The 22,725-nt window shown below is 72.0% G+C and carries 20 protein-coding genes; 6 read left to right on the forward strand and 14 right to left on the reverse strand.

Annotation, left to right across the window (positions count from 1 at the left end; translation table 11 throughout):
- Positions 1-113: 113 nt before the first annotated feature.
- From ACFVX6_RS31500 to ACFVX6_RS31510, 3 genes are all read right to left on the reverse strand, one after another.
- Entirely contained in the window at positions 114-1,181 is a 1,068-nt protein-coding gene (locus ACFVX6_RS31500) for a Zn-dependent alcohol dehydrogenase (RefSeq protein ID WP_389697244.1), read from the reverse strand.
- On the reverse strand, positions 1,178-2,401 hold the full coding sequence (locus ACFVX6_RS31505; protein ID WP_389697246.1) for an acyl-CoA dehydrogenase family protein: 1,224 nt from the start codon (positions 2,399-2,401) through the stop codon (positions 1,178-1,180). The genes ACFVX6_RS31500 and ACFVX6_RS31505 overlap by 4 nt, the downstream gene beginning before the upstream one ends.
- Before the next feature lie 97 nt (positions 2,402-2,498).
- Positions 2,499-3,419 carry an SDR family NAD(P)-dependent oxidoreductase gene (locus tag ACFVX6_RS31510; protein WP_243339341.1) on the reverse strand — a complete coding sequence of 307 codons (921 nt, stop codon included), beginning with the start codon at positions 3,417-3,419 and terminating at the stop codon, positions 2,499-2,501.
- Positions 3,420-3,538: 119 nt separating this feature from the next.
- On the opposite strand from ACFVX6_RS31510, the gene ACFVX6_RS31515 reads away from it, so the two are divergent.
- Positions 3,539-4,465, forward strand: a complete 927-nt coding sequence (locus ACFVX6_RS31515; RefSeq protein ID WP_250742757.1) for a cyclase family protein — start codon at positions 3,539-3,541, stop codon at positions 4,463-4,465.
- A 106-nt stretch (positions 4,466-4,571) separates the two neighbouring features.
- Here ACFVX6_RS31515 and ACFVX6_RS31520 read toward each other — a convergent pair whose 3' ends face one another.
- The 6 genes from ACFVX6_RS31520 to ACFVX6_RS31545 form a co-directional block, all read right to left on the reverse strand.
- Positions 4,572-5,267: a hypothetical protein gene (locus tag ACFVX6_RS31520; RefSeq protein ID WP_389697248.1), complete on the reverse strand. Its 696-nt coding sequence runs from the start codon at positions 5,265-5,267 to the stop codon at positions 4,572-4,574.
- A gap of 125 nt (positions 5,268-5,392) precedes the next feature.
- The gene (locus ACFVX6_RS31525) at positions 5,393-5,680 is read right to left on the reverse strand and encodes a hypothetical protein (protein ID WP_389697250.1); all 288 of its coding nucleotides are present in this window, start codon (positions 5,678-5,680) and stop codon (positions 5,393-5,395) included.
- 524 nt (positions 5,681-6,204) lie between these two features.
- On the reverse strand, positions 6,205-6,699 hold the full coding sequence (locus ACFVX6_RS31530; RefSeq protein ID WP_389697252.1) for an ATP-binding protein: 495 nt from the start codon (positions 6,697-6,699) through the stop codon (positions 6,205-6,207).
- A 395-nt stretch (positions 6,700-7,094) separates the two neighbouring features.
- Positions 7,095-8,036 (reverse strand): acyl-CoA dehydrogenase family protein, encoded by a 942-nt coding sequence (locus ACFVX6_RS31535; RefSeq protein WP_389697253.1) that lies wholly within the window; start codon positions 8,034-8,036, stop codon positions 7,095-7,097.
- Positions 8,037-8,043: 7 nt separating this feature from the next.
- Positions 8,044-9,207, reverse strand: a complete 1,164-nt coding sequence (locus tag ACFVX6_RS31540) for an acyl-CoA dehydrogenase (RefSeq protein ID WP_389697255.1) — start codon at positions 9,205-9,207, stop codon at positions 8,044-8,046.
- A gap of 5 nt (positions 9,208-9,212) precedes the next feature.
- Complete coding sequence (locus ACFVX6_RS31545; protein ID WP_389697257.1) at positions 9,213-10,421, reverse strand: amidohydrolase family protein; 1,209 nt, start codon at positions 10,419-10,421, stop codon at positions 9,213-9,215.
- A 166-nt stretch (positions 10,422-10,587) separates the two neighbouring features.
- Between ACFVX6_RS31545 and ACFVX6_RS31550 the strand changes: the two genes are divergently transcribed.
- The gene (locus ACFVX6_RS31550) at positions 10,588-12,138 is read left to right on the forward strand and encodes an AMP-binding protein (protein WP_389697259.1); all 1,551 of its coding nucleotides are present in this window, start codon (positions 10,588-10,590) and stop codon (positions 12,136-12,138) included.
- Positions 12,139-12,179: 41 nt separating this feature from the next.
- Here the strand turns inward: ACFVX6_RS31550 and ACFVX6_RS31555 are convergent, their stop codons facing one another.
- Positions 12,180-13,574 (reverse strand): hypothetical protein, encoded by a 1,395-nt coding sequence (locus ACFVX6_RS31555; RefSeq protein WP_389697261.1) that lies wholly within the window; start codon positions 13,572-13,574, stop codon positions 12,180-12,182.
- 1,220 nt (positions 13,575-14,794) lie between these two features.
- On the opposite strand from ACFVX6_RS31555, the gene ACFVX6_RS31560 reads away from it, so the two are divergent.
- Positions 14,795-14,932, forward strand: coding sequence for a hypothetical protein (locus ACFVX6_RS31560; RefSeq protein ID WP_389697263.1), 138 nt, complete (start codon positions 14,795-14,797; stop codon positions 14,930-14,932).
- 340 nt (positions 14,933-15,272) lie between these two features.
- Here ACFVX6_RS31560 and ACFVX6_RS31565 read toward each other — a convergent pair whose 3' ends face one another.
- The gene (locus tag ACFVX6_RS31565) at positions 15,273-15,791 is read right to left on the reverse strand and encodes an EF-hand domain-containing protein (RefSeq protein ID WP_389697265.1); all 519 of its coding nucleotides are present in this window, start codon (positions 15,789-15,791) and stop codon (positions 15,273-15,275) included.
- A 343-nt stretch (positions 15,792-16,134) separates the two neighbouring features.
- Between ACFVX6_RS31565 and ACFVX6_RS31570 the strand changes: the two genes are divergently transcribed.
- Complete coding sequence (locus ACFVX6_RS31570) at positions 16,135-16,713, forward strand: sigma-70 family RNA polymerase sigma factor (RefSeq protein WP_274548189.1); 579 nt, start codon at positions 16,135-16,137, stop codon at positions 16,711-16,713.
- Positions 16,710-18,107, forward strand: coding sequence for a maleylpyruvate isomerase N-terminal domain-containing protein (locus tag ACFVX6_RS31575; RefSeq protein WP_389697267.1), 1,398 nt, complete (start codon positions 16,710-16,712; stop codon positions 18,105-18,107). The genes ACFVX6_RS31570 and ACFVX6_RS31575 overlap by 4 nt, the downstream gene beginning before the upstream one ends.
- Before the next feature lie 33 nt (positions 18,108-18,140).
- On the opposite strand, the gene purU is transcribed toward ACFVX6_RS31575, so the two are convergent.
- Positions 18,141-19,016 carry a formyltetrahydrofolate deformylase gene (purU, locus tag ACFVX6_RS31580; RefSeq protein WP_250742740.1) on the reverse strand — a complete coding sequence of 292 codons (876 nt, stop codon included), beginning with the start codon at positions 19,014-19,016 and terminating at the stop codon, positions 18,141-18,143.
- Between the two features lie 19 nt (positions 19,017-19,035).
- On the reverse strand, positions 19,036-19,482 hold the full coding sequence (locus ACFVX6_RS31585) for a hypothetical protein (protein WP_389697293.1): 447 nt from the start codon (positions 19,480-19,482) through the stop codon (positions 19,036-19,038).
- A gap of 231 nt (positions 19,483-19,713) precedes the next feature.
- Between ACFVX6_RS31585 and ACFVX6_RS31590 the strand changes: the two genes are divergently transcribed.
- A complete protein-coding gene (locus ACFVX6_RS31590) occupies positions 19,714-21,057 on the forward strand; it encodes an ABC transporter substrate-binding protein (RefSeq protein WP_389697269.1) in 1,344 nt (447 codons plus the stop codon).
- 88 nt (positions 21,058-21,145) lie between these two features.
- On the opposite strand, the gene ACFVX6_RS31595 is transcribed toward ACFVX6_RS31590, so the two are convergent.
- The gene (locus tag ACFVX6_RS31595) at positions 21,146-22,576 is read right to left on the reverse strand and encodes a hypothetical protein (RefSeq protein WP_389697271.1); all 1,431 of its coding nucleotides are present in this window, start codon (positions 22,574-22,576) and stop codon (positions 21,146-21,148) included.
- Between the last annotated feature and the right edge of the window lie 149 nt (positions 22,577-22,725).

The following is a 22,725-nucleotide window of genomic DNA, read 5'->3' on the forward strand; positions in this document are numbered from 1 at the left end:
CCCTCTGGCGCCGTTCTGCAGTCAAACCGTCCCGCCGGGGGGGGGTGGCCCCCCACCCGGGCCTGGGCCCGCGCTCTGGGGCCGGGGCCCCTCTCGCGTCCGCGCCACCGATGTCAGAACGTGAGGACCCCCCGGGCCACCCGCCCGTGGTGGGCGTCGTCCACGGCCTTGGCGAAGTCCTCGACCGGGTAGACCTCCGTGACCAGTTCGTCCAGCAGCAGCTTGCCCTGCCGGTAGAGCTCCGCGTACAGCGCGATGTCCCGCTGCGGGCGCGAGGACCCGTAGCGGCAGCCCATGATCGTCTTGTCCAGGTACATGGACGAGACCTGGAAGGCCGCCTCCTCCGTGAAGCCGGGCACGCCCAGCAGCACCGCCTGTCCGTGCCGGTCCAGCAGGTCGATCGCCTGCCGGATCAGCTTGACGTTGCCCACGCACTCGAAGGCGTGGTCCGCGCCCGTGGGCAGGATCTCCTTCACGGCCGCCGAGGAGTCCGCCACCGCCGAGGCGTCGATGAAGTGCGTGGCGCCGAACTGCCGGGCCACCGCCTCCTTCGCCGGGTTCGCGTCGACCGCCACGATCGTCGTGGCGCCCGCGATCCGGGCGCCCTGGAGCACGTTGAGCCCGATGCCGCCGGTGCCGATGACGACCACCGTCTCGCCGCGGTCCACCTTCGCCCGGTTCAGCACGGCGCCCACGCCCGTCAGGACCCCGCAGCCGATCAGAGCGGCCGAGGTCAGCGGGATGTCTTTGGGGATCTTCACCGCCTGCACGGCCTTGACGATCGTCCGCTCAGCGAAAGCCGAGTTGGAAGCGAACTGGAAGATCGGCTTGCCGCCCCGCGAGAACGGCTGCCCCGGCATCCCGATCGCCTTGCGGCACATGGTCGGCCGGCCGCGGTCGCAGTCGGCGCACGCCCCGCAGTTGGCGAGCGTGGACAGCGAGACGTGGTCGCCGGGCGCCACGTGCGTGACCCCGGAACCGATCGCCTCCACCACGCCCGCGCCCTCGTGCCCGAGCACCACCGGCGGCGGGAACGGGATCGTCCCGTCGATCACCGACAGATCGCTGTGGCACAGTCCGGCCGCCGATATCGCGACCAGCACCTCCCCCGGCCCCGGCTCCCGGATCTCCAGATCGTCGACCACCTGGGCCTGCTTGCCGTCGAAAACGACGCCTCTCACCTGGACTCCTTAGGCAGGCCGAGCACGCGCTCGGCGATGATGTTGCGCTGGATCTCGTCCGAGCCGCCGTAGATGGTGTCGGCGCGGGTGAACAGGAACAGCCGCTGCTCCTCGTCGAGTCCGAGTTCGTACGGGGTCCCCTGCGACCAGCGCCCCGGCCCGGCCGTGGCCACCGCGCCCCGGACCTCCACCGCCAGCTCCCCGAGCCGCCGGTGCCAGCCGCCCCACAGCAGTTTGGCCACGCTGGGCGCGCCCGGGTCGCCGTCCGCGCCGCCCAGCGTGCGCAGTGCGTTCCACCGCATCGTGCGCAGCTCGGCCCACTGGCGTACGAGGCGTTCGCGCAGGACCGGGTCGCCCGCGCCCGCGTCCACGTACGCCCGGACCACCCGCTCCAGTTCGGCCGCGAAGCCGATCTGCTGGACGAGCGTGGAGACCCCGCGCTCCAGCGCGAGCAGTCCCATGGCCACGGACCAGCCGTTGCCCTCACCGCCCACCACCTCGGCGGCGATCGCCCCGTCGAAGAACACCTCGTTGAACTCGGAGGTCCCCGACATCTGCCGGATCGGCCGGACCTCGACCTTGCCCGGCTGGTCCATGCGGACCAGGAGGAAGGACAGCCCGCGGTGCCGCTCGGACCCGGCCCCGGTGCGCGCCAGGACGAAGCACCAGTCGGCGTCCTGGGCGAGCGAGGTCCAGATCTTCTGCCCGGTGACGCGGTACAGCCCATCGCCGGCGTCCCGTACCGCCGTCGTACGGATCCCCGCGAGGTCGGAGCCGGCGCCCGGTTCGGAGTACCCCTGGCACCACAGCTCCTCGCCGCGGGCGATGCCGGGGAGGAAGCGGGCCCGCTGCTCCGGGGAGCCGTAGGCGATCAGGGTCGGCGCGAGGAGGTTCTCGCCGATGTGACCGACCCGGGCCGGGGCGCGCGCAGCCGCGTACTCCTCGGCCCACACCACCTGCCCGGTGAGGGAGAGCCGCCGGTTGCCGTACGCGTCTGCGTCCACGCCGTCCGCGCCGCCCGTGGGCTCCCAGCCCTGGCCGATCCAGCCGCCGCGCCCCAACTCGCGCTCCCAGGCCCGGCGGACCTCGACGCCCTCGTGCTCACTGCCCGGCCCGCCGAGGCCGATGGCCTCCTCGTACGGGCCCACGAGGTGCTCCGCCAGCCACGCCCGGGCGTGACCGCGCAGCTCCTCGTCCTCCTCGTCGAAGCGGAAGTCCATGGTCGGTGCCCCCCTTGGGTCCTGTCCGGCCGCTGGGCCGGCTCCTTCGCCTTGGTACGCGTACGCGCCGGGTCCAACCCGAACGCCCGACCGGGGCTTACGCGTTGGGGCGGTCCTTGGCGGCCGCCGCCTTGGCCATGGCTTCGAGCTGGGCGAGCATCGGCATCGGGTCGGTGCCGACGGTCCCGGGCAGGAAGTCGGCGATCTTCTCGGGGGTCCAGGAGCCCTCGGCGTAGCCGGCGCGCAGTTCGCGGGGCTGGGCCCAGACGGCGATCTTCGGGCCGGCGATCGTGTAGACCTGCCCGGTGATCTTCTCGCCGCCGACGGCCACGGCCTTGTCGGAGAGCAGGTAGGTCACGAGCGCCGCCACGTCCTCGGGCTCGCCGATCTCCTTGAGCTCCATCGGCACGTTGGCCGACATCCGGGTCCGCGCGACGGGCGCGACGGCGTTGGAGGTGACCCCGTACTTGGCCAGGCCCAGGGCGGCGGAGCGGACGAGCGAGATGATCCCGCCCTTGGCGGCGCTGTAGTTGGCCTGGGCCACGGAGCCCTGGTGGTTTCCGCTGGTGAAGCCGATCAGCGTGCCGGTGCCCTGGCGGCGCATGACGGCGGAGGCCGCGCGGAAGACGGTGAACGTGCCCTTGAGGTGGGTGGCGACCACCGGGTCCCACTCCTCCTCGGACATGTTGAACAGCATCCGCTCGCGCAGGATGCCGGCGACGCACACGACTCCGTCGATGCGTCCGTACTGGGCGAGCGCGGTGTCGACTATGCGCTGGCCACCCGCCATGGTCGAGATGTCGTCGGCGACGGCGACGGCCTCGCCGCCCGCGGCGACGATCTCCTTCACCACCGCTTCGGCGATCTCGCTGGTGGGCTCGTTGCCCTCCATCCCCACGCCGTAGTCGTTGACGACGACCCTGGCACCCTCGGCGGCCGCGGCGAGTGCCACGGCCCGTCCGATGCCCCGGCCGGCGCCTGTGACGGCGACGACTTTGCCTGCCAAGAAGTTCCCCACGTCCGGCCCCTTCCCGCGTTTTCTGACGGTCCGTTAGATTCTATGGGCACCCGGATGCGCCAGCACAAGCCCCAGTTCGCCACCGCCGTTCATTTCGCTTCGAGGAGCTGATGAGATCCATGGCCATGCCCGCCGAGTTCCACGACATCGCCAAGCGCGTCAACAACTGGGGCCGGTGGGGCGCCGAAGACGAGATCGGCACCCTCAACCTCATCACCGACGAGGTCGTCCGCGCGGCCGCCGCCGAGATCCGCACCGGGCGCCGGATCCCGCTCGCGCTGCCGCTCAAGGAGGACGGGGTGCAGTCCGGCATGATCCCCGGCCGGATCAACCCGCTGCACACGATGGTGCAGATCAACCAGGAGCTCTTCGGCCCGGGCACGGTGGCGTGCAGCGACGACGCCGTGACCTTCGGGCTCCAGGCCGGCACGCACTGGGACGCGCTCACGCACGTCTCGCACTCGGGGAAGATCTACAACGGCCGCCCGGCCGGGACCATCACGGCGCACGGGCGGGCCGAGTTCAGCGGCATCGACAAGGCCGGGCACATCGTCTCGCGCGGGGTCCTGCTGGACGTGGCCCGCGCCAAGGGCCTGGACCGGCTCCCCGGAGGCCACCCGGTCACCCCGGAGGACCTGGAGCAGGCGGAGGAGTTCGGCGGGGTCACCGTCCGCGCGGGCGACATCGTCCTGGTCCGCACCGGCCAGGTGCAGGTCTACCTGGCGGGCGACAAGCACGGCTACGGCTACCCGTCGCCCGGCCTGTCCGTCCGTACGCCCGAGTGGTTCCACGCCCGGGACGTGGCGGCCGTCGCGAACGACACCCTGACCTTCGAGATCTTCCCGCCGGAGATAGACAACCTGTGGCTGCCGGTGCACGCTCTGGACCTGGTCGAGATGGGCATGCACCAGGGCCAGAACTGGAACCTCGAAAAGTTGTCCACAGCCTGTGCGGAAGAATCCCGCTACTCGTTCCTCCTGTCGGCCATGCCGGAACCCTTCGTCGGCGCGGTGGGCACCCCGGTGGCCCCGGTCGCCATCCTCTGAGTCGCCATCCTCCGAGCCGTCCTCGGACCGCGAAAGGCGGTGGTCCCGGACCGTCACAGGTCCGGGACCACCGCCCTTCACGCCTTCACGCCTTCACGCCCTACGGTCAGCCCTTGGCGCAGATCACGTCGTACGGGCGGCCCACCGCCATGGTCAGCTCCATCGGCTCGGTGGTCCCGGACGGGCACTCGGCCTTCGTCTTGACCAGGCCGAGCACCTCGTACGTGCCCGCACCGCCCGAGGCGCACGGCACTTCCCGGGCCTGGTCGGTCACGCAGTCGCCCTGCACCAGCTGGCCGCCGCCGGCGCCCGCGTCGCCGGGGTGCTCACCGGTCAGGTTCCGGCCGCACACGGTGTTGGTGGGGATGCCGCCCGACTTGCTCGAGCCGTAGGAAATGCTCACCTGGATCATCAGATCGGTGCCGGGCGGGCACTGGATCGCGCCCGGCAGGATGCTGGCGTCCTTGATGTCGATCGCCTTGAAGGTGGCACCGGATGCCGAGCACTTCTGCGGCCGGTAGCCGTCCGGCTTGTTGTCCGGGTCGGGGCCGCCGCAGTCGCCCACCGCCCACGTACTCGACGTGTCGGAGGAGGACTCCGGGTTCCCGGGGTCCTTGGACGGCTTAGCCGAGGCGGACGCGGAGGCCGAGGCCTTGGCGTCGCTCGGGTCGCCGTCCTTGCCGAGCCACTGGGAGGCTCCGTAGATGCCTGCGGCGACCAGAACGAGCACGAGGAAGCCGGGGAGTCTGCCCCCACGGCGCCTCGGGGCGGGCGGAGGCGTCACCTCGTACGGGTTTGCCATGCGCTCCTCCTGCAGTGAGGGTGGACCTTCGGGTGGGACGACGCGCCCCGAACAGAGACACGTCATGGACACCTCATGGTTCCACGCGGATCACCGCCACCCGACCCCGGACCGGACGCCAACGCTCAGCGACAGGGGGGCGGTTCGTCCGCCGGCGGACGGAAGGTGACCGCGAGGTCCGGGTCGTGGCGGACGAAGCGCGCCTCGACCGCCGAGACGAGCACCATCGTGCCCGCCGTGTGCGGGTCCGCCGCCCTGACGGCCGGGTCCAGAGCCTCCTCCGGCACCTCCGGCCCGGCGCGCCACCAGCGGCCGCCGAACTTCGTGTACCGGATCCCGCAGTGCACGTACAGCTCGTGCGGGTACGGGACCCCGAGCGCCGGGCCGGCCGGACCGGACGGCGCCGGCGACACGGCGGGCGTGCTCGGCGGCCCCACGGACGCGGCGGGCGGAGCCGGAGCGGGCGTCCGGGAGCCATCGGCCGACGACCACGGCGGCGCGGGACGGCCAGCACCGCTACGGCCGCCACCAGCCCGGCCCCGGCCGCCAGACGGCGCCTGCGGATCCGGGAGGCCGCCCGGACGGCGGCGTGCGGAGTCGGCGCCGCGACCGGCACCGCCGGCCCGTCCGCCAGCGCGTGCAGGGCGCTGCGCAGCTCTTCCTCGGGGAACCCGTTCACCGGCGCGGCGGGGCCATCGCATTGCACGGCGGCGGCACGAATACGCCGGAGGCGTTCTGCGGGGAGGCCTCTTCAGCGGAGAGGCGCCACGGAAGGGTTCTGCGGGTGGCGGCGGCGCGCATGCACGCCCCGAGCGCGGCACGGCGGCCGCCACCCCACGACCCGCACTCGTCAAGGCAGGACTGACCCTTGGCGTCCCCTCGCGACGAATCGTTCAACACAAGAGTGATCACCAGTTGACGAACCGTCAACACCTCGTTAGAGGTACACGCGTGGTTCCCGGATCGCGCCCCGAATTTCCGCCCCGCCCGGAGCGCCCTCCGCGCACTTCTCCACGGACTCCTCCGCGATCCCCTCCGCCGCCTTCTCCTCGCGGTCGATCTCGCACCAGATCCGCTTGCCGGCGCCCTCGCGCTGCCAGCCCCAGCGGTCCGCCAGCCCGTCCACGAGTTCCAGCCCGCGGCCGCCCGTATCGTCCCCGGCGGCCTGCCGCGGGGACGGGGCCCGGTCGCTCGCGTCCGCGACCTCCACCCGCACCCCCGGCTCCCCGAAGAGCATGCGCAGCACGGCCGGACAGCCGGTGTGCACGACGGCGTTGGTGACCAGCTCGGAGATCAGCAGGATCAGCGTCTCGGCGAGCGGCTCGTCATCCCCTATGCCGCAGCCCGCGAGCCGGGAGCGGGCCCATCGGCGGGCCCGGCCGACCTCGGCGGGGTCCGGTCCTACCTCCAGCTGAACCTGAAGCACCTGCACCGCTCACACCATCCGAACCGGCGGACACTTCGCCTCGCGACAGGACGGGGTCACCGAGTGTGACCCCCTTGCGGAGCAGCATGGTTGACGTACAGTCACCGCAACAAGCGCTTCGGGCATATTCCAGCGTGAAGGAGTAGGCGTGGTGCATACTGTGCGGCGCCCGCGCCGCTCAACCGCTCGCATTCCCGGGAGCGTACCGGAGCGGCCCCCCGCCTCCGGGCCGCAATGAGTCGGGCGAAGGACACAAACCGATATCAACTCTCTGTAATCGGACATGCGTCCCGCGCCGTCCCTCCCGTACCCCTCCGTCACAGCGAGCGAGCAGACGGCCGACCAGACGACCCCGCAGGCTCCGGCGGCTCGGACGCCTCGGCAGGCTCGCCCCGCTCCGCCTACTCCGCCGCCGCCAGCAGCTCCGCCGCCAGCGCCTCCTCCGCCTGCGCCGCCGTCCGCCACTGCTCCGCCCGCACCCACGCCCGCTTCAGGTGCAGGTGTACGTCGGCCTCCCAGGTGAAGCCCATCCCGCCGTGCACCTGCAGACAGTCCCGGGCATTGCGTACGGCCGCCTCGTCGGCCAGCAGCTTGGCCCCGGCCACCTCCGCCGGATCGGCCGTGACGGCGGCCGCGTAGACCGCCGTACGGGCCACCTCGGCCCGCACCAGCATCTGCGCGCACAGGTGCTTGACCGCCTGGAACGCCCCGATCGGCTGCCCGAACTGCTCGCGGTCCTTGGCGTACCGCACCGCCAGCTCCACCGTGCGCAGCGCGCTGCCGAGCTGCAGGGCCGCCGTCAGCAGCGCCCCCGCGTCCCGGTACGCGCCGGCCGCCACCGGCTGCCCCGGCAGGGACACCCGCACCAGCGGGGTCAGCGGGTCCGCGGAGCGCACCGGCTCCCCCGCATAGTTCCAGCCGGCCGGATCCACCGGCTCCCCGTCCGTGCCGAGGACCGCGTCGGCCTCGCCGAGGTGGGCCACCAGCGGGCCCTCCATGTCGAAGGCCGTCACCACCGCCTCGCCCTCCGCGGCCCCCGCGACCAGCCCGGCGGCCAGGTGGGTGGCGACCAGCGGGCCGGGCAGCAGCGCCCGCCCGGCCTCCTCGAAGACGAGGACGGCCTCCGGGAGCCCGAGCCCGACCCCGCCCTCGTCCTCCGGGAGCCGCAGCGCGAAGAACCCGGCCTCGCCGAGCTCCCGCCACAGGGCGCGGTCCACGGACCGGCCCGTGGCGGCCGCCCCGTCCACCGAGGCGCGCAGTGCCTCGCGGTCGTAGCGGCCCGCCAGGAGGTCCCGTACGCCTGCCCGCAGGTCCCGCTGGTCCTGCGTCGGCTGGAAGTCCACGGAATGCTCACCTGCCCTTCGGAAGGCCGAGGATCCGCTCGGCCACGATGTTCTGCTGGATCTGCGAGGTGCCCGCCGCGATCGTGTACGAGAGCGAGGAGAGCCGGTCCAGGGTCCACTCCTCCTCCAGCGAGAGGGACTGCGCCCCCAGCACCTCGGCGGCCGTGTCGTACAGCTCCTGGCGCGCGTGCGAGTACGCCAGCTTGAAGACGCTGCCGCCGATGCCGGGGACCCCGCCCGAGCGTTCGGACTCGCTGACGTTCCACTGGGTGAGCCGCCACAGGGCGCCGAACTCCCCGTACAGCCGGCCCAGCCGGCGCCGCAGCACCGGGTCGTCCCAGCGGCCGTTCGCCTTCGCGGTGCGCGCCAGCTCGCCCAGGGTGCGCCGGCAGGCGACGACCTCGCCGACGAAGGCGGTGCCGCGCTCGAAGGACAGGGTCACCATCGTGACCCGCCAGCCGTCGTTCTCCGCGCCGACCCGGTTGGCGACCGGGACCCGCACCTCGTCGAGGAACATCTCCGCGAACTCCGTGGACCCGGCCAGGGTGCGCAGCGGCCGGATCGTCACCCCGGGCGCGTCCATCGGCATGGCCAGCCAGGAGATCCCCCGGTGCTTGGGGGTCGTCTCGCTGATCGGGTCCGTTCTGACCAGCAGCTCGCACCAGTCGGAGACCTCCGCGTGCGAGGTCCATATCTTCGAGCCGGTGATCACGTACTCGTCGCCGTCGCGGACCGCGCGGGTGCGCAGCGAGGCGAGGTCGGAGCCCGCGTCCGGCTCGCTGAAGCCCTGGCACCACATCTCGTCGCCGCGCAGGACGGGCGGCAGCCAGCGCGCCCGCTGCTCCGCGGTGCCCTCGGCGGCGATGGTCGGCCCGGCGTGCAGCAGCCCGACGAAGTTCGCGCCCACGTACGGGGCTCCCGCGCGCTCGGTCTCCTCCAGGTAGATCAGGTGCTGCGTGGGCGTGGCCCCGCGGCCTCCGGCGTCGACCGGCCAGTGCAGTCCGGCGTACCCGGCGTCGTACAGCCTGCGCTGCCAGCCCGCGTCGTAGGCGCGGCGGCCCGGCCAGTCGTCGGGCGAGGGCCTGGGCGGCAGCCCGGGGAGCACGTGCGCGAGCCAGGCCCGCAGCCGGGCCCGGAACTCGCGCTCCTCCTCGGTATAGGTGAGGTCCACTGCGCCTACCGCCCCGTCCGCCGGTCCTTGTCGAAGTCAAGTCCGAGCATACGGATGGCATTTCCACGCATGAGCTTGTATACGGTTTCTTCGTCGAGACCCTTGACGTGGTCGAGGGCGACCTCCTTGGTGTGCGGGAAGGTCGAGTCCACGTGCGGGTAGTCGGTTTCGAAGGTGGCGTTGTCGCGGCCGACGACGTCCAGCGAGGCGATGCCGTGCTTGTCGCGGAAGAAGCAGCAGAACATCTGCCGGTAGTAGTACATGGACGGCGGCTCGGGGATCAGGTCCTTGACCCCGCCCCAGGCCCGGTGCTCCTGCCACACGTCGTCGGCGCGCTCCAGGGCGTACGGGATCCAGCCCATCTGCCCTTCGCTGTAGGCCAGTTTCAGCGTCGGGAACTTGACGAGCACCCCGCTGAACAGGAAGTCCATCATCGAGGCCATGGCGTTGTTGAAGCTGAGCGCGGCCTGCACGGCGGGCGGGGCGTCGGGGGAGGCGGCGGGCATCTGGGAGCTGGACCCGATGTGCATGTTGACGACGGTGCCGGTCTCCTGGCAGACGGCGAAGAAGGGGTCCCAGTAGCCGGAGTGGATGGACGGCAGGCCGAGGTGGGTGGGGATCTCGGAGAAGGTCACGGCCCGCACCCCGCGGGCGGCGTTGCGGCGGATCTCGGCGACGGCCAGGTCGATGTCCCAGAGCGGGATGATGCAGAGCGGGATGAGCCGGCCGGCGCTGTCCCCGCACCACTCCTCGACCATCCAGTCGTTGTAGGCGCGCACGCAGGCCAGGGCGACCTCCTTGTCCTTCGCCTCGGCGAAGGTCTGCCCGCAGAAGCGCGGGAAGGTCGGGAAGCACAGGGAGGCCTCGACGTGGTTGAGGTCCATGTCGAGGAGGCGCGCCTTGGGGTCCCAGCAGCCGCGCCGCATCTCCTCGCGGGTGATGCCCTCCAGGGTCATGTCGTCCCGGTCGAAGCCGACGGCGGCGATGTTGCGCTTGTACGGGAACTTCAGGTCCTCGTAGATCCACCAGTCGGTCGGCGGGCCGTCGGGGTCCATGGTGATCACGTACTTGCCGCCGGTGTAGGCGAGCTCGCCGATGCCGGCGGTGAGCGCCTTGGGGCCGCGGTCGCGGTACTTGGCCGGCAGCCACACGTCGAAGAGGTGGGCCGGTTCGATGACGTGGTCGTCGACGCTGATGATCCGAGGCAGTTCCATGGTGTCCCCTCGCTGAAGCCGAATCTGATGCCGAATCTGATGGAGCGTCAGAAATCTGGAACCAAGCTAGCCCCCCACCCCTGGACCGACAAGCGTCCGCGCTCTACGCTCTGCGCTTGATCTGACTATCCGTCAGGTCATGTCGGCCAGGGGAGGTCGGTCCGGGATGACGGACAGCACCGCAGTCGAACTCAGCCGGTCCCGCACGCTCTGGGACCTGATCACCCGCCGGGCCGCCATGACCCCCGACGCCCCCGTTCTCATCGAGGCCGCCGAAGATCCCGCCGACGACCGCCGGCTGACCTTCGCGGAGCTGCGCGACCGCTCGGAGCAGGTCGCGGCCGGCCTGTACGACATGGGCGTGCGCCCCGGCACGGTGGTCGCCTGGCAGCTCCCCACCCGCATCGAGACCGTGCTGCTCTCGGTCGCCCTCGCCCGCATCGGCGCCGTCCAGACCCCCGTCATCCCCTTCTACCGGGACCGCGAGGTCGGCTTCGCCCTGCGCGAGTCGAAGGCGGAGTTCTTCGCCGTCCCCGGCGTCTGGCGCGGCTTCGACCACACGGCGATGGCGCACCGCCTCGGCGCGCACGGCGTCTTCGAGGCCTACGAGTCCCTCCCGACCGGCGACCCGGCCGTGCTCCCCCCGCCCCCCGAGGAGGGCGTCTCGGTCCGCTGGATCTACTGGACCTCGGGCACCACCTCGGACCCCAAGGGCGTCCTGCACACGGACCGCTCCCTCATCGCGGGCGGCTCCTGCCTGGCCCACGCCCTGCACCTGTCACCGGACGACGTCGGCTCGATGGCCTTCCCGTTCGCCCACATCGCCGGCCCCGACTACACGGTGATGCTCCTGCTCTACGGGTTCCCGGCGGTCCTCTTCGAGAAGTTCGCGATGCCCGACGCCCTGGACGGCTACCGCCGCCACGGGGTCACGGTCGCCGGCGGCTCCACGGCCTTCTACTCCATGTTCCTCACCGAGCAGCGCAAGCACCCGGGCACCAAACTCATCCCCACCCTGCGCCTCCTAGCGGGCGGCGGCGCCCCGAAGCCCCCGGAGATCTACCACGCGGTCGTCCGCGAACTGGGCTGCCAGCTCACCCACGGGTACGGCATGACCGAGGTCCCCATGATCACGATGGGCGCCCCGGACGACACCGCGGAGAACCTCGCCACCACGGAGGGCCGACCCCCGCAGGGCATGTCGATCCGCATCACGACGCCCGAAGGCGCGCTCCTCCCCCCGGACACCGACGGGGAGGTCCGCCTGCGCGGGGAGGCGGTCTGCCAGGGCTACCTCAACCGCGACCAGAACACCGGGGTCTTCGACGCCGACGGCTACCTGATCACCGGCGACCTCGGCCACCTCACGAAGGACGGCTACCTGGTCCTGACCGGCCGCAGCAAGGACGTCATCATCCGCAAGGGCGAGAACATCTCGGCTAAGGAGATCGAGGACCTGCTCCACCAGCTCCCCGCCGTGGCCGACGTCGCCGTCATCGGCCTGCCGGACCCGGAACGCGGCGAACGCGTCTGCGCGGTCGTCGAACAGCCGCCGGGCGCGGCCCCACTGACCCTGGCCGAGGTGACCTCGCACCTCCGCGCGGAGGGCCTCTCCACGCACAAGCTCCCGGAACAACTGGAACTGGTGGACGCCCTCCCCCGCAACGACGCCCTGCGCAAGGTCCTCAAGTACAAACTCCGCGAACGCTTCGCGTAGTGCGCCGCCCTGGCACCCGGCCGGGTGTCCGGGCCGCCGCTTCAGTTGACGCCGAACCAGCGGTCCTCGCCGGTGTCGGAGAGGTGGGTTGCATCGGGGTCCACGAAACGGATGCGCCAGACGCCGGTCTCGCGCAGGGGGAACTTCTTGCTCACGGCTCCGTCGGCCCCGGAGACGGAGGTGCCCACCTCCTGCCACACGTGGGATGGGGTGGCCTTGAAGTAGTAGCGGACCTTCTGGCCCGGGTAGGGCACGTACCCCTTGGTGGGGGTGTCGGTCTTCAGGATCGCCCCGACGGTCAGCTCCTTCCTCCCGGCCACTGTGCTCGGCTTGAAGTACTCGTCGGTGAGCTGGGTTTTGACGCGCGTCTGGGGGATCACTTTCGTGCCCGTGCTGGGCCCGATGTTCTTGGTGCCCGGCGTGTGGACCCGCCACCCCTCGGACCGCTCGGAGAGCGGTGTGTTGACCGTGAGCGTGACCGGCTTGTTGTAGGGCACCCGGAAGTTCATTTGGGTCTTCCATTGTCCCGACGACGTCCGGTACTGGATCTCGACCGGCGCCTCCTGGCTTGTGATGCCGTCGACGAGGACCTTGCCGCTGATGGTGACCTTGCCGTACTTGGTGGTGGAGACCAGCTTTTCCTCGACGACCTTGGTCATGTGGGTGACCTTCGCGACGGTCGCGGTGCGCGTGCCGTCTCCCAGCAGCCAGACGCTGTTGACGCGCACGTCCACGGAACCGGTCCTGAGGATCGGGGGCATCAGGGTGTAGCTGCCGTCGGCGCCCGTGACGGCTTCCCCCTTCCCGGCGCCCGAGGCGGCCACGCCCAGGCCGGCGGCGGGCTTGACCGTGCCGTCGTCCGCGACGCGGGTGAGCTTGCCGCGCACGGGCACGCCGGTCCCGTACCGCGCGGTGAGAGGTGCCGTCGAGGTCATCGTCAGTGCGGACTTCTGGGCTCGGATCCGGGTCGGGACCGTAGCGGTCACCTCGGTGTCGCCGCTGGCCAGGGACGCGGTGAGGGCCAGGTCGCGCTCGGTGCCGAGGGCGGAGACGGAGGTGGTGAACCTGCCCTGGGCGTCGGAGACCGCGTCGGCCCAGCCGTCGCCGAGGTGGGCACGGACCCGGGCGCCCGCCAGCGGCAGCCGCTCCCCGGTGCGCGGGTGGACCGCGGTGACCGAGCCGGTGACCTGGGTACCGAGGTCGTCCAGCGAGAACTCCTGCTTGGCGGCCTTCGCCTCGACCCTGGCGTCGATCGCGTAGGTGGAGCGTCCGGCATTGCGGCCGGACAGCTCGTTGCCCTGGGAATCCCTGGCGTACAGGTCCAGTTCGTAGTCCGACATCTCGTCGAGGACGAGCGGCTGACTCTCGCCCACGAACCACTCGCGGCCGTAGTTCTCCATGCCGTGATCCATGTACATCATGAAGTCGTCGACCACGGCTACGACCTTGTCGCTCCCCGCCCGCCGCACCTCGACCCGGTACGGCTTCGTGTTCCAGATGTCGTCGATGTAGACGACGAGTCCTTGTTCGCCAACTGGCGGATGCTGGGGAGGCCCGCCGAGACCTTCTCGGCCTTCGTCTCCGGGTCGGACGTCAGGGCCGGCTGGCGGGCGGTCGGCGCCGCCTCGGGGGCGGCGTGGGCCGCGGGGCCCCCAGCACTCCCACGGCCGCGAGCACGACGGCCGTGCCGACGGCCGTCATGGTCCTCTTCAAACTGTTCACCGGAATCCCCCGTGCCTCAATGCGATCGACTGCACGGGTTGGACGCCCGACCGGACCGGAGGGTTGTACGGGGTCCGGCGACTTCGCGGAAGCCGTGCGCCACGAGGACTACGCGGTCCTCGAACCAGGCTCACATAACCAGCAGTTGACACCCATGGCCACGGCTGGCATATGTCGGAAACTGTGCGCTACGGTCCCGGATCAACACGAACTGAACACACAGTCAGGTGACCCCGGCGGCGCGCCAACGCCCCGGGGCCCGGCACCAGAGACCGCGATAGGACGTCTCCGATGCGCATCCACATTAGCCCGCCCAAGCGCGCATTCACCGTCCTCGGCAACGAAGTGCTCCGGGACCGGCGCCTCAGCTTCACCGCGCGGGGCATCCTCTGCTACGTGCTCTCCCTCCCCGAACGGCTCCCGCGAGGACGTCCGTACGCCGGCCGACAAGCACCCGGGCGTGGGGCGGCGCGGAGTCGCCAAGGCCGTCGACGAGCTGGTGCGGTACGGGTACTACGCCCGCCGCACCGTGCGTGACCCGGTGACCGGATACGTCCACACGCAGACCTTGGACTTCGGGACAAGAACCCTCCCTCCCCGGAGCCTCCGAACCGCCCGCCGAGCCGGGCACCGCGCAGGGCGCCGCCGGCGGGGCCGCGCTGCTCGCGCGGATCACCGCGTACGAGCCCCGGCTCAGGCTCGGCATCACCGAGACGCTCGCTCGATCCGCTGCCCGCCCCGGACGCTGCCTGCGGCGCATGCACGGGAGCCCGTACGGCCCCTCGTAGCGGACTGCCGTCCCCCGAGCAGGTGGCCTCCCTGGCCGGCATCGCCCGCCGCGCCCTGCGCGGCATGCCGGCCCTCTCGGCCTAGTGCCGCGGCCCGGTGACCCTTTCCGGTCACCCGTCCGGAAGGCCACACCGGCACCGGCCAGGTGCGGGCCAAGGTCACCTGCAAGGACGGCATCAACGGCAACACCTGCACCGTGTACGGCCCGTGGGTGGGAATCAACCGCTGGTCGCAGGTGGCCTGCGGTTCGGCCCAGCGCGTCGTCGTCACCCTGGTCGACTAGCAGACCCGCTGAACCCGCGGTCCCTGCCCGCCCCGCGGCCCGCACCCCGCGAACCGACCACGATGCCGGCGGCGCGGACCGGCAAGGGTCCAACCCGTCGAACGCGCGCGTGCGGGCCGGCCGTTCGCCGGTTGCTCACTCGATCCGGGCGAGCCGTGCGCAGGCGGCCGCATCCGGGGATTCCTTCCAGGTCTTCGCGCACTGGAAGGAATCCCGCGGCGGGTCAGCAAGCACCGCAGGGCGTCCCGGCCGGTCGGGCCAAGCGGCGGCGGCCACCGCCGGCGCGGCAGCCGGCTTCTGGGCCCTCCCGGGCAGTCTCGCCCGTCCGCCCCGCCAGGCGTTACGCGTCCGGGGCCGCCACCCCGCAGTAGCCGGCGAAGGCCGCCAGGATCTCGTCCTCGGTGATGCGGCCGTCGCCGTCCGCGTCCAGCGCCGCCGCGACCGGGCCCGCCAGTTCCTCCGGCGTGCCCAGCACGCGCAGGACGCGCGCCGTCGCCGCCGGGGTCGCACCGCGGCCGTCCGTGTCCGCCGCCGCGATCACCGCTCGCAGGAAGGGCCGCGCGATCTCCGCGAACCGGTGCGGGTTGTCCCGCAGCCGCTTCGCCGCGCCCGTGACGAACTCCTCGCGGGAGACCCGCTGGTCCCCGTCCACGTCCGCGATGCCGGCCATGCCCTGCCAGAAGGCCTCCGCGCCGGCGAAGACGGCCTGGCCCTTGTCGGACCGGGCCGCCACGGCGAATTCGGCCAGGACCGCCTTGGCCGCCGTACTGAAGTCCTCCCGGTCGATATACCCGGATCCGTCCTGGTCGAAGGTGGCGAAGCGGGCGGCGATCTTGCGCTCGTACTCTGCGCTGTCCATATTCGGCGTTCCGCCTTCACGTGTGCGGTGGGGTGCAGTTCAAGACAGGACAGGAGCGTAAGGCCTACGTGGCCTGCGCGTTAAGCGAAGCGGGCAAGGAGGTGGCCGCATCGAACCAGCGCACGAGGAGCGCGGCGGGGCGCGTACGCCTGTACCCATTGTTTTTCCCCAACGGCGGCGTCCGGGACCGGCACATCCGCGTGCACGCCGCGCGACGCCCCTATCACGCAGGGCTCACTTCCGGGACGAGGTTCTGGCAAAACGGGCGCGGACCGCTGCATGCCCACTACATTCGAGTGGTCGACACACGGCTGCGAAACCGGGAATCCCGGCTGGGGGCACGATGCCGAAGGACGCACCACCGCGCTGGGACCGCCGCATGCAACAACGCCTGGCCCGCGGCGAGGCCGCCGCGCTCGGCGAGCTGTACGACCGCTTCGCCTCGCTCGTGCACAGCCTCGCCCACCGGGTCCTGGGAGACGAGAAGGCCGCCGACCGGGTCACCCGCGAGGTCTTCGGCTACATCTGGGAGAACCCGGACGCCTACGACCCCAAACAGGGCTCCATGCGCTCCTGGGTCGCCCGCATCACTCAGGGCCAGGCCGTCGCCCGCCTGCGCCAGGCCGAACTGGGCAACGGCTCCCGCGAGGAACTGGAACAGAAGGTGCGCACCGCCAACGCGGCGGCCCGCGCCGACTTCATCGTCACCTCCATGCCCGCCCCCCTGCGGGCCGCGCTCGAACTCGCCTACTTCAAGCGCCGCGACTACCGCCAGGCCGCCGCCGACCTGCAGATCAGCGAGGACGAGGCCCGGCGCCGACTGCGCCTGGGCCTGCAACTCCTGTCCACGGCCAACGCCGTCCCGCGCGACGACACGGTCCCGCCGGGATACGGCCCCTCCGGATATGGAACCACCCGATGACGATGCCTCCGAGCCCCTTCGGCGATGAAGACGGCGAAGAGTACGAGCGGCACCAGCAGCCCCCGCGCCCCGGCGGCCCGGCGCGCATACCGGGCCCGCGCGGGGCGGCCGACGACCTCGACCTCGAGGGGCCGGGGTACGCCCCGTCCGCGGAAGGGCCCCTGGACCCCGACGAGCTGGACGAACTCGACGCCCTGGACGACGCGGAGTACCCGGAGTACACGGAAATCACCGGCTACCCGGCCGTACCGGTGCCCGCCGCCCCCGAGCCCGACCCCGTCCCGGCCGCACCCCCGCCCACCCACGCCGTACTGAAGTCCCTGCTCGGCGCATGGGCCCTGGCCGCGTGCTCCGCGGAGGAGACCCAGGCCGTCGAGGACCACCTCACCGAATGCGCGCCCTGCGCCGAGGAGGCGCTGCGGCTGCGCGACGCCGTGGGACTGCTGCACCCGGAGGAGAGCCTCGACCTCAAGCCGCTGCTGCGCTCGCGCGTGCTGGAGGACTGCCTCGGCAAGCGTCCGGCCCGCATCCCGGTCCCGGTGTGGGCGAGCCCGTACGACACCGAGACGGCCCGGCTCGACGCGCTGCTGCGGGACTTCGGGGACGCGGAGTGGCACACCCCGGTCCGGCTGAAGTGGTTCGAGGAGGAACGCCGCCAGACGCGCCGGACCACGGTGGCCGGGGTCATCGGGCACCTGCTGGCGGTGGACGGCCTCGTGGCGGCCGCGCTGGGCCTGGACGACCCCCTGGGCCGGGACGCGTCCGCGAACACCCCGACCGAGCGCACGGAACGGTTCTGGGAGGACTCCCCGTACCCGACCACCCGCCGGGTCCGCGAGCCGTGGCGGGAGCAGGGCCACACCCTGGTCCGCACGGTGTCCTTCGCGGGCCGCGGCGTGGCCGAGCTGGACGTGGACTACGGCGCCTTCGCCCTGCCCCTCGGGGACGCCTTCCTGGAGCGGGCCTTCGAGTGCTGGGTCCACGCCGTGGACATCGCGGAGGCGGTGGACTACCCGTACGGGCCGCCGTCCGCACCCCACCTGAACCGGATGATCGACCTGGCGGCCCGGCTCCTGCCGGAGGCCCTGGCCGGGCGCCGGCGGGCGGGACTGGCGGCGCCGCCGCGCGGGCTGGTCGCGGCGGGGGCGCCCGGCCGGACCCTGCACCTGGAGATCGAGGGTGCGGGAGGCGGCGGCTGGGACATCGCCCTGGACTCCCCCGCGGCGAAACCCTCACCGGACCACACGGTGGCGCAGATCGCCCTGGACGGCGCCGAATTCTGCCAGCTCGCCGCGGGCCACATCTCCCCGGAGGACGCCGCGGTCGGCCAGAACGGCGACCGCGAGGCCATCCGCGACGTCCTCTTCGCGGCGGCGTCCCTGAGCCGGATGTAGGGCCCGGGTCCTGCTGACCGGGCCCGCCGGGGGTTACGTGAAGACGACCGTCCGGGTCCCGTTCAGCAGGACCCGGTGCTCGCTGTGCCACTTCACGGCCCGCGCCAGCGCCTGGCACTCCACGTCCCGCCCGATCGCCACCAGCTGGTCGGGGGTGACCTCGTGCCCCACCCGCTCGACCTCCTGCTCGATGATCGGGCCCTCGTCCAGGTCCGCCGTCACGTAGTGCGCGGTCGCACCGATCAGCTTCACGCCCCGGGCGTGCGCCTGGTGGTACGGCTTCGCGCCCTTGAAGCTCGGCAGGAACGAGTGGTGGATGTTGATGATCCGCCCGCTCAGCTCCTTGCACAGGGTGTCCGACAGCACCTGCATGTAGCGGGCGAGGACCACGAGGTCGACGTCCTCGGCCCGCACCAGCTCCAGCAGCTGCGCCTCCGCCGCCGCCTTCGTGTCCTTCGTCACCGGGATGTGCACGAACGGGACCCCGTACGAGCCGACCAGTTCCTCGAAGTCGGTGTGGTTCGACACCACGGCCGCGATGTCGACCGGCAGCGCGCCGATGCGGTGGCGGAAGAGCAGGTCGTTGAGGCAGTGCCCGAACTTCGACACCATCAGCACGATCCGCATGCGCTCGTCGGAGCGGTGGATCTGCCAGTCCATCCGGAAGGTGTCGCCGATCGCGGCGAAGCTGGCCCGCAGCTTCTCCACGGTCACCGGAGCGTCGGCGGCGAAGTGGACCCGCATGAAGAAGAGGCCGGTGTCGCGGTCGCCGAACTGCTGGCTGTCCTCGATGTTGCACCCGGTCATGAACAGATAGCTGGACACGGCGTGCACGATGCCCTGCTTGTCCGGGCATGAGAGGGTCAGTACGTACTGCTGCGTGGCCTGGGGCTGCGGGTCGTCGCTCATGACCCCACAGCCTTCCACATCACACCGCGCGCGTGAGGATCCTCAGGACGTCCAGTGAGCGCGGGCGCGCGTCCGGCTCGTCCCCGTCCGCCGTCGCCAGCCGTACGTGGGCTTCGCGCGCGGCCCGTACCGCCTCCGGCCAGGCGTGGTGCTCCAGGTAGCCGGAGACGGGGGCGTCGGGGCCGATCTGGTGCATGATCCGCAGCACGCGCAGCACGGCGAGGTCCACCAGGGCCGCTTCCTGCGAGTCGCGGAAGATCGTGCCGACGTACTTCTCCGCGGACCAGCTGTCGAGCCAGGTGTCCTCGACGAGCCGGTACACGGCGTCGGTGACGTCCCCGTACCCTTCGGCGCCGGCCAGCCAGGTGTCCTCTTGGAACGCGGGGTCGGAGAGCATGTGCAGCGCCGAGCGCACGTTGCTGCGCCAGCGCCACCACGGCATGTCGTTGAGGGGCATGCCGCCCATGGTGGAGGAGCGGCCGCCGCGGCGGGAAGAGTTCTTCGAACCTTGGGCGAATGTCACGCTTTCGATCGTACGTTCCCGTGCGGCGTGATCTTCAGGCACCCGTGGCCGGCGGCCCGGACCCGCCCGGCGCTCACTCAGCGTGTGGGCGCCACCCGTAATTCACCTGGGTGTCACCCGATGTTGTGCACACCTCACACTTCAGTTACCCGGGGCGCGGAATGGTGCATGCACATGACCACCCGGCGATGCGCATCAGCACTGTCCCGCACCTTTCTGGCCCGGACCACGGCCATGGCGACGGGCGCGTGTCTCGTCGCCGGCTGCGGGGCGCTCCCCGGAGGCTCGGGGGGCTCCGGGGGCGCCGACACCATCACGGTCATGACCTTCGCCCCGGTGGAGTCCAAGGCGACCAACATGCCCGGCATGCCGGGCATGGCCAAGGCCTACGAGCGCTGGGTCAACTCCAAGGGCGGCATCAACGGCCGCAAGCTCCGCGTCCTGACCTGCGACGAGCGCAACACGCCCACCGGCGCCGCCGACTGCGCCCGCAAGGCGGTCGCCGAGAAGGCCGTCGCCGTCATCGGCTCCTACAGCCAGCACGGACGCGCCTTCCTGGCCCCGCTGGAAGCCGAGGGCATCCCGTTCATCGGCGGGTACGGAGTCTCCGCGGAGGAGTTCCAGTCCCCGCTCTCCTACCCCGTCAACGGCGGCCAGCCCGTCCTGGTGGCCGGCGCCGGCCACCAGCTGGGGCGCGCCTGCGCCAAGGTCGCCCTGGTCCGCCCCGACACCCTCGCCGGCGATTCCCTGCCCCTCCAGCTCAACTCCGGCCTCAAGGCCAACCAGATGGCCGAGGCCAGCGACATCCGGGCCGCCGAGGACTCCGCGGACCTCTCCGCCCAGGCCAACGAGGCACTGGCCGCCTCCTCCACCGGCGCCCCCGCGAAGGGCGGCGCGAGTTCCGCGAAGGACGGCAAGGACGGCAAGGAGAAGGGCTGCGTGGCCGCCGTGCTCGGCGCCCGCACCGAGACCTTCTTCGACGCCTTCCGCCGCGCCGACTCCCAGAACCGCAAGCCGCAGATCTCCTCCGTGCTCGGCTCGGTCAGCCAGGCCCTGGTCGACCGCACCGGCGGCAAGGAGAGCCCCTTCGAGGGCGCGTACGTCACGAGCTGGTACCCGGTCTCCGCCGACCCCCTGTGGACGCAGATGCGCAACGTGATCTCGGACCACGCCTTCGGCGACAACGCCGTGGACCCCGACGACAGCGGTGCCCAGACCACGTGGATCGCGTACACGGTGTTCAGCGAGATGGTGAAGCGGTTCGAGGAGGACGAGGACCTCACCGGGCGCACCCTCACGCGCAAGCTCAACCAGTCCGACCCCGTCAAGACCGGCGGCCTGACCCCCGACCTCAGCTGGCGCTACCAGGACATGCGCGCCGTCTCCGGCTTCCCCCGCATGGTCAACGGCCGGGTCACCTTCCAGGTCGTCCAGCAGGGCCGCCTGGTCGCCCAGCCGGGCGGCGAGCAGTCCATGGACATGACCAAGACCCTGGAACAGGCCCCCCGTTCGAGCTAGGACGCGGCCCGGGATGCGGCCAAGGGTCTCGTCCTTGGCTCATCCTGGGGCTCGTCCTGCGGATCAGGCCGGGGCACGGGGGCACGCCCTACAGCTGGCTCTTGTCCCGCTTGGTGAGGCCGTACTTGCCGGCGATGGCGTTCCACATCCCCGCCGCGTTCTCCTTCGCACGGGTGGCGTCGCCGCTCGCCTTGTTCCCGTCCGAGGCGTTGCCGGTCGACTTGGCCTTGCCGTCCTTGCACTTGTCGCCGTCGGCCTTGACGTCGTCCGCCCAGGACGCGTAGCTGTTGTCGGCCTCGGCGGAGGACTTCCACGCCTTGGTGAGGGCCGCGGTCAGCTTCGCGTTGTCCGGGAGCTTGTCCACCTTGAGCTCCTGGAGCCGGGTCACCAGCTCCTCGCGCTGCCGGGCCGCGTCGCGCAGGTCGATGGCCGCCTGGTCCAGGTTGCTGCAGCCCTTGATGTCCTCGACGGCCTTGATCACCGCGGCCCGGCTGTCGTTGCTGTCCGCGAGGAGCTTGTCGAGCTGGACCGCCTGCGGCTGCGCGGGGTCCAGCGGAGCCTCCGCACTGTCCGCGGCGGAGCTGCCGGGCTTCGGGGTGGGCGGCGCGGCGGCCGGGTCGTTGTTCTGCGCCTTGCCGTCACTGAGCAGCGCACCGACCCCGAGCCCGACGACGGCCAGACCGATGACGACGGCGGCGATGATCGCGGGCGAGACCTTGCGGGCCGCGGGTGCGGGTGCGGGTGCCTGCGGCTGCTGGAACTGGGGCTGCTGCTGGAACTGCTGCGGCGGGTACTGCTGTTGCTGCGGGTGCTGCTGCATGTGCTGCTGGTATTGCGGCGGTTGCTGCGGATGCGGTCGCCGCGGCGGCTGCCGGCGGAGCACCGGCTCCTGGATCGGGGGCAGTTGCTGCGTGTGCTGCACATCCCCCCGGAACAGCCCGTCGAACCCGGCTGCGGGATCGGCGGGCGCGGCCGGAACCGGCGGAATGTACTGCGTCGCGGCCTCGTCGTGCCCAGGGGCGGCGGGGACCGGCGGAATGTACTGCGTCGCCGCCTCGTCGTGCGCGATTCCGGCGGGGATCGGCGCGATGTACTGCGTCGCCGCCTCGCCGTGCGCAGGGGCTGCGGGGATCGGCGCGATGTACTGCGTCGCCGCCTCGCCGTGCGCGGGGGCTGCGGGGATCGGCGCGATGTACTGCGTCGCCGCCTCGCCGTGCGCGGGGGCTGCGGGGACCGGCGGAATGTACTGGGTGGCCGCCTCCGGCAGCGGCGGGTAGCCGTAGCCGTGGGGGTCGCCGGGGCCCTCGTAGCCGGGGCCGACGACATGGCCCTGCGGGTAGCCGTAGGCGGGGCCGCCGGGTGCGGGGTAGCCGTAGGAGGGCTGGCCGTACAGGTACTCCGGCTCCCCGCCGGGCTGCACGCCCGGCTGCGCGGGCGGCTGCGTCGGCGGCTGTGCGGGCACGGGCGGGCCCCACGGCTCGCCTCCCTGCGGGCTGCCGCCCTGTCCGCTCTCCGTCACCGGAACTCCCTCTCCGACCTGTCCGCGTCCACGGAACCGTCGGCTCACGCTACCGTCCCCCGGCGAGTTTGCCAGTGTCGGCCTCGTCGCCGCAGGCCGTACCGGCCACCGGGCGTCCGGTATCGGGGGGATAGGTGCCGTGATCCGTA

The sequence above is a fragment of the Streptomyces sp. NPDC058289 genome (assembly GCF_042880975.1).
Taxonomy (GTDB): domain Bacteria; phylum Actinomycetota; class Actinomycetes; order Streptomycetales; family Streptomycetaceae; genus Streptomyces; species Streptomyces stoeckheimensis.

Excerpts from the sequence above, each read along its gene's own strand:
- ACFVX6_RS31505 (WP_389697246.1), bottom strand. The coding sequence starts at position 2,401 with ATGGACTTCCGCTTCGACGAGGAGGACGAGGAGCTGCGCGGTCACGCC.
- ACFVX6_RS31515 (WP_250742757.1), top strand. The coding sequence starts at position 3,539 with ATGGCCATGCCCGCCGAGTTCCACGACATCGCCAAGCGCGTCAACAAC.
- ACFVX6_RS31520 (WP_389697248.1), bottom strand. The coding sequence starts at position 5,267 with ATGGCAAACCCGTACGAGGTGACGCCTCCGCCCGCCCCGAGGCGCCGT.
- ACFVX6_RS31545 (WP_389697257.1), bottom strand. The coding sequence starts at position 10,421 with ATGGAACTGCCTCGGATCATCAGCGTCGACGACCACGTCATCGAACCG.
- ACFVX6_RS31550 (WP_389697259.1), top strand. The coding sequence starts at position 10,588 with ATGACGGACAGCACCGCAGTCGAACTCAGCCGGTCCCGCACGCTCTGG.
- ACFVX6_RS31565 (WP_389697265.1), bottom strand. The coding sequence starts at position 15,791 with ATGGACAGCGCAGAGTACGAGCGCAAGATCGCCGCCCGCTTCGCCACC.
- ACFVX6_RS31570 (WP_274548189.1), top strand. The coding sequence starts at position 16,135 with ATGCCGAAGGACGCACCACCGCGCTGGGACCGCCGCATGCAACAACGC.
- ACFVX6_RS31575 (WP_389697267.1), top strand. The coding sequence starts at position 16,710 with ATGACGATGCCTCCGAGCCCCTTCGGCGATGAAGACGGCGAAGAGTAC.
- purU (WP_250742740.1), bottom strand. The coding sequence starts at position 19,016 with ATGAGCGACGACCCGCAGCCCCAGGCCACGCAGCAGTACGTACTGACC.
- ACFVX6_RS31585 (WP_389697293.1), bottom strand. The coding sequence starts at position 19,482 with ATGGGCGGCATGCCCCTCAACGACATGCCGTGGTGGCGCTGGCGCAGC.
- ACFVX6_RS31590 (WP_389697269.1), top strand. The coding sequence starts at position 19,714 with ATGACCACCCGGCGATGCGCATCAGCACTGTCCCGCACCTTTCTGGCC.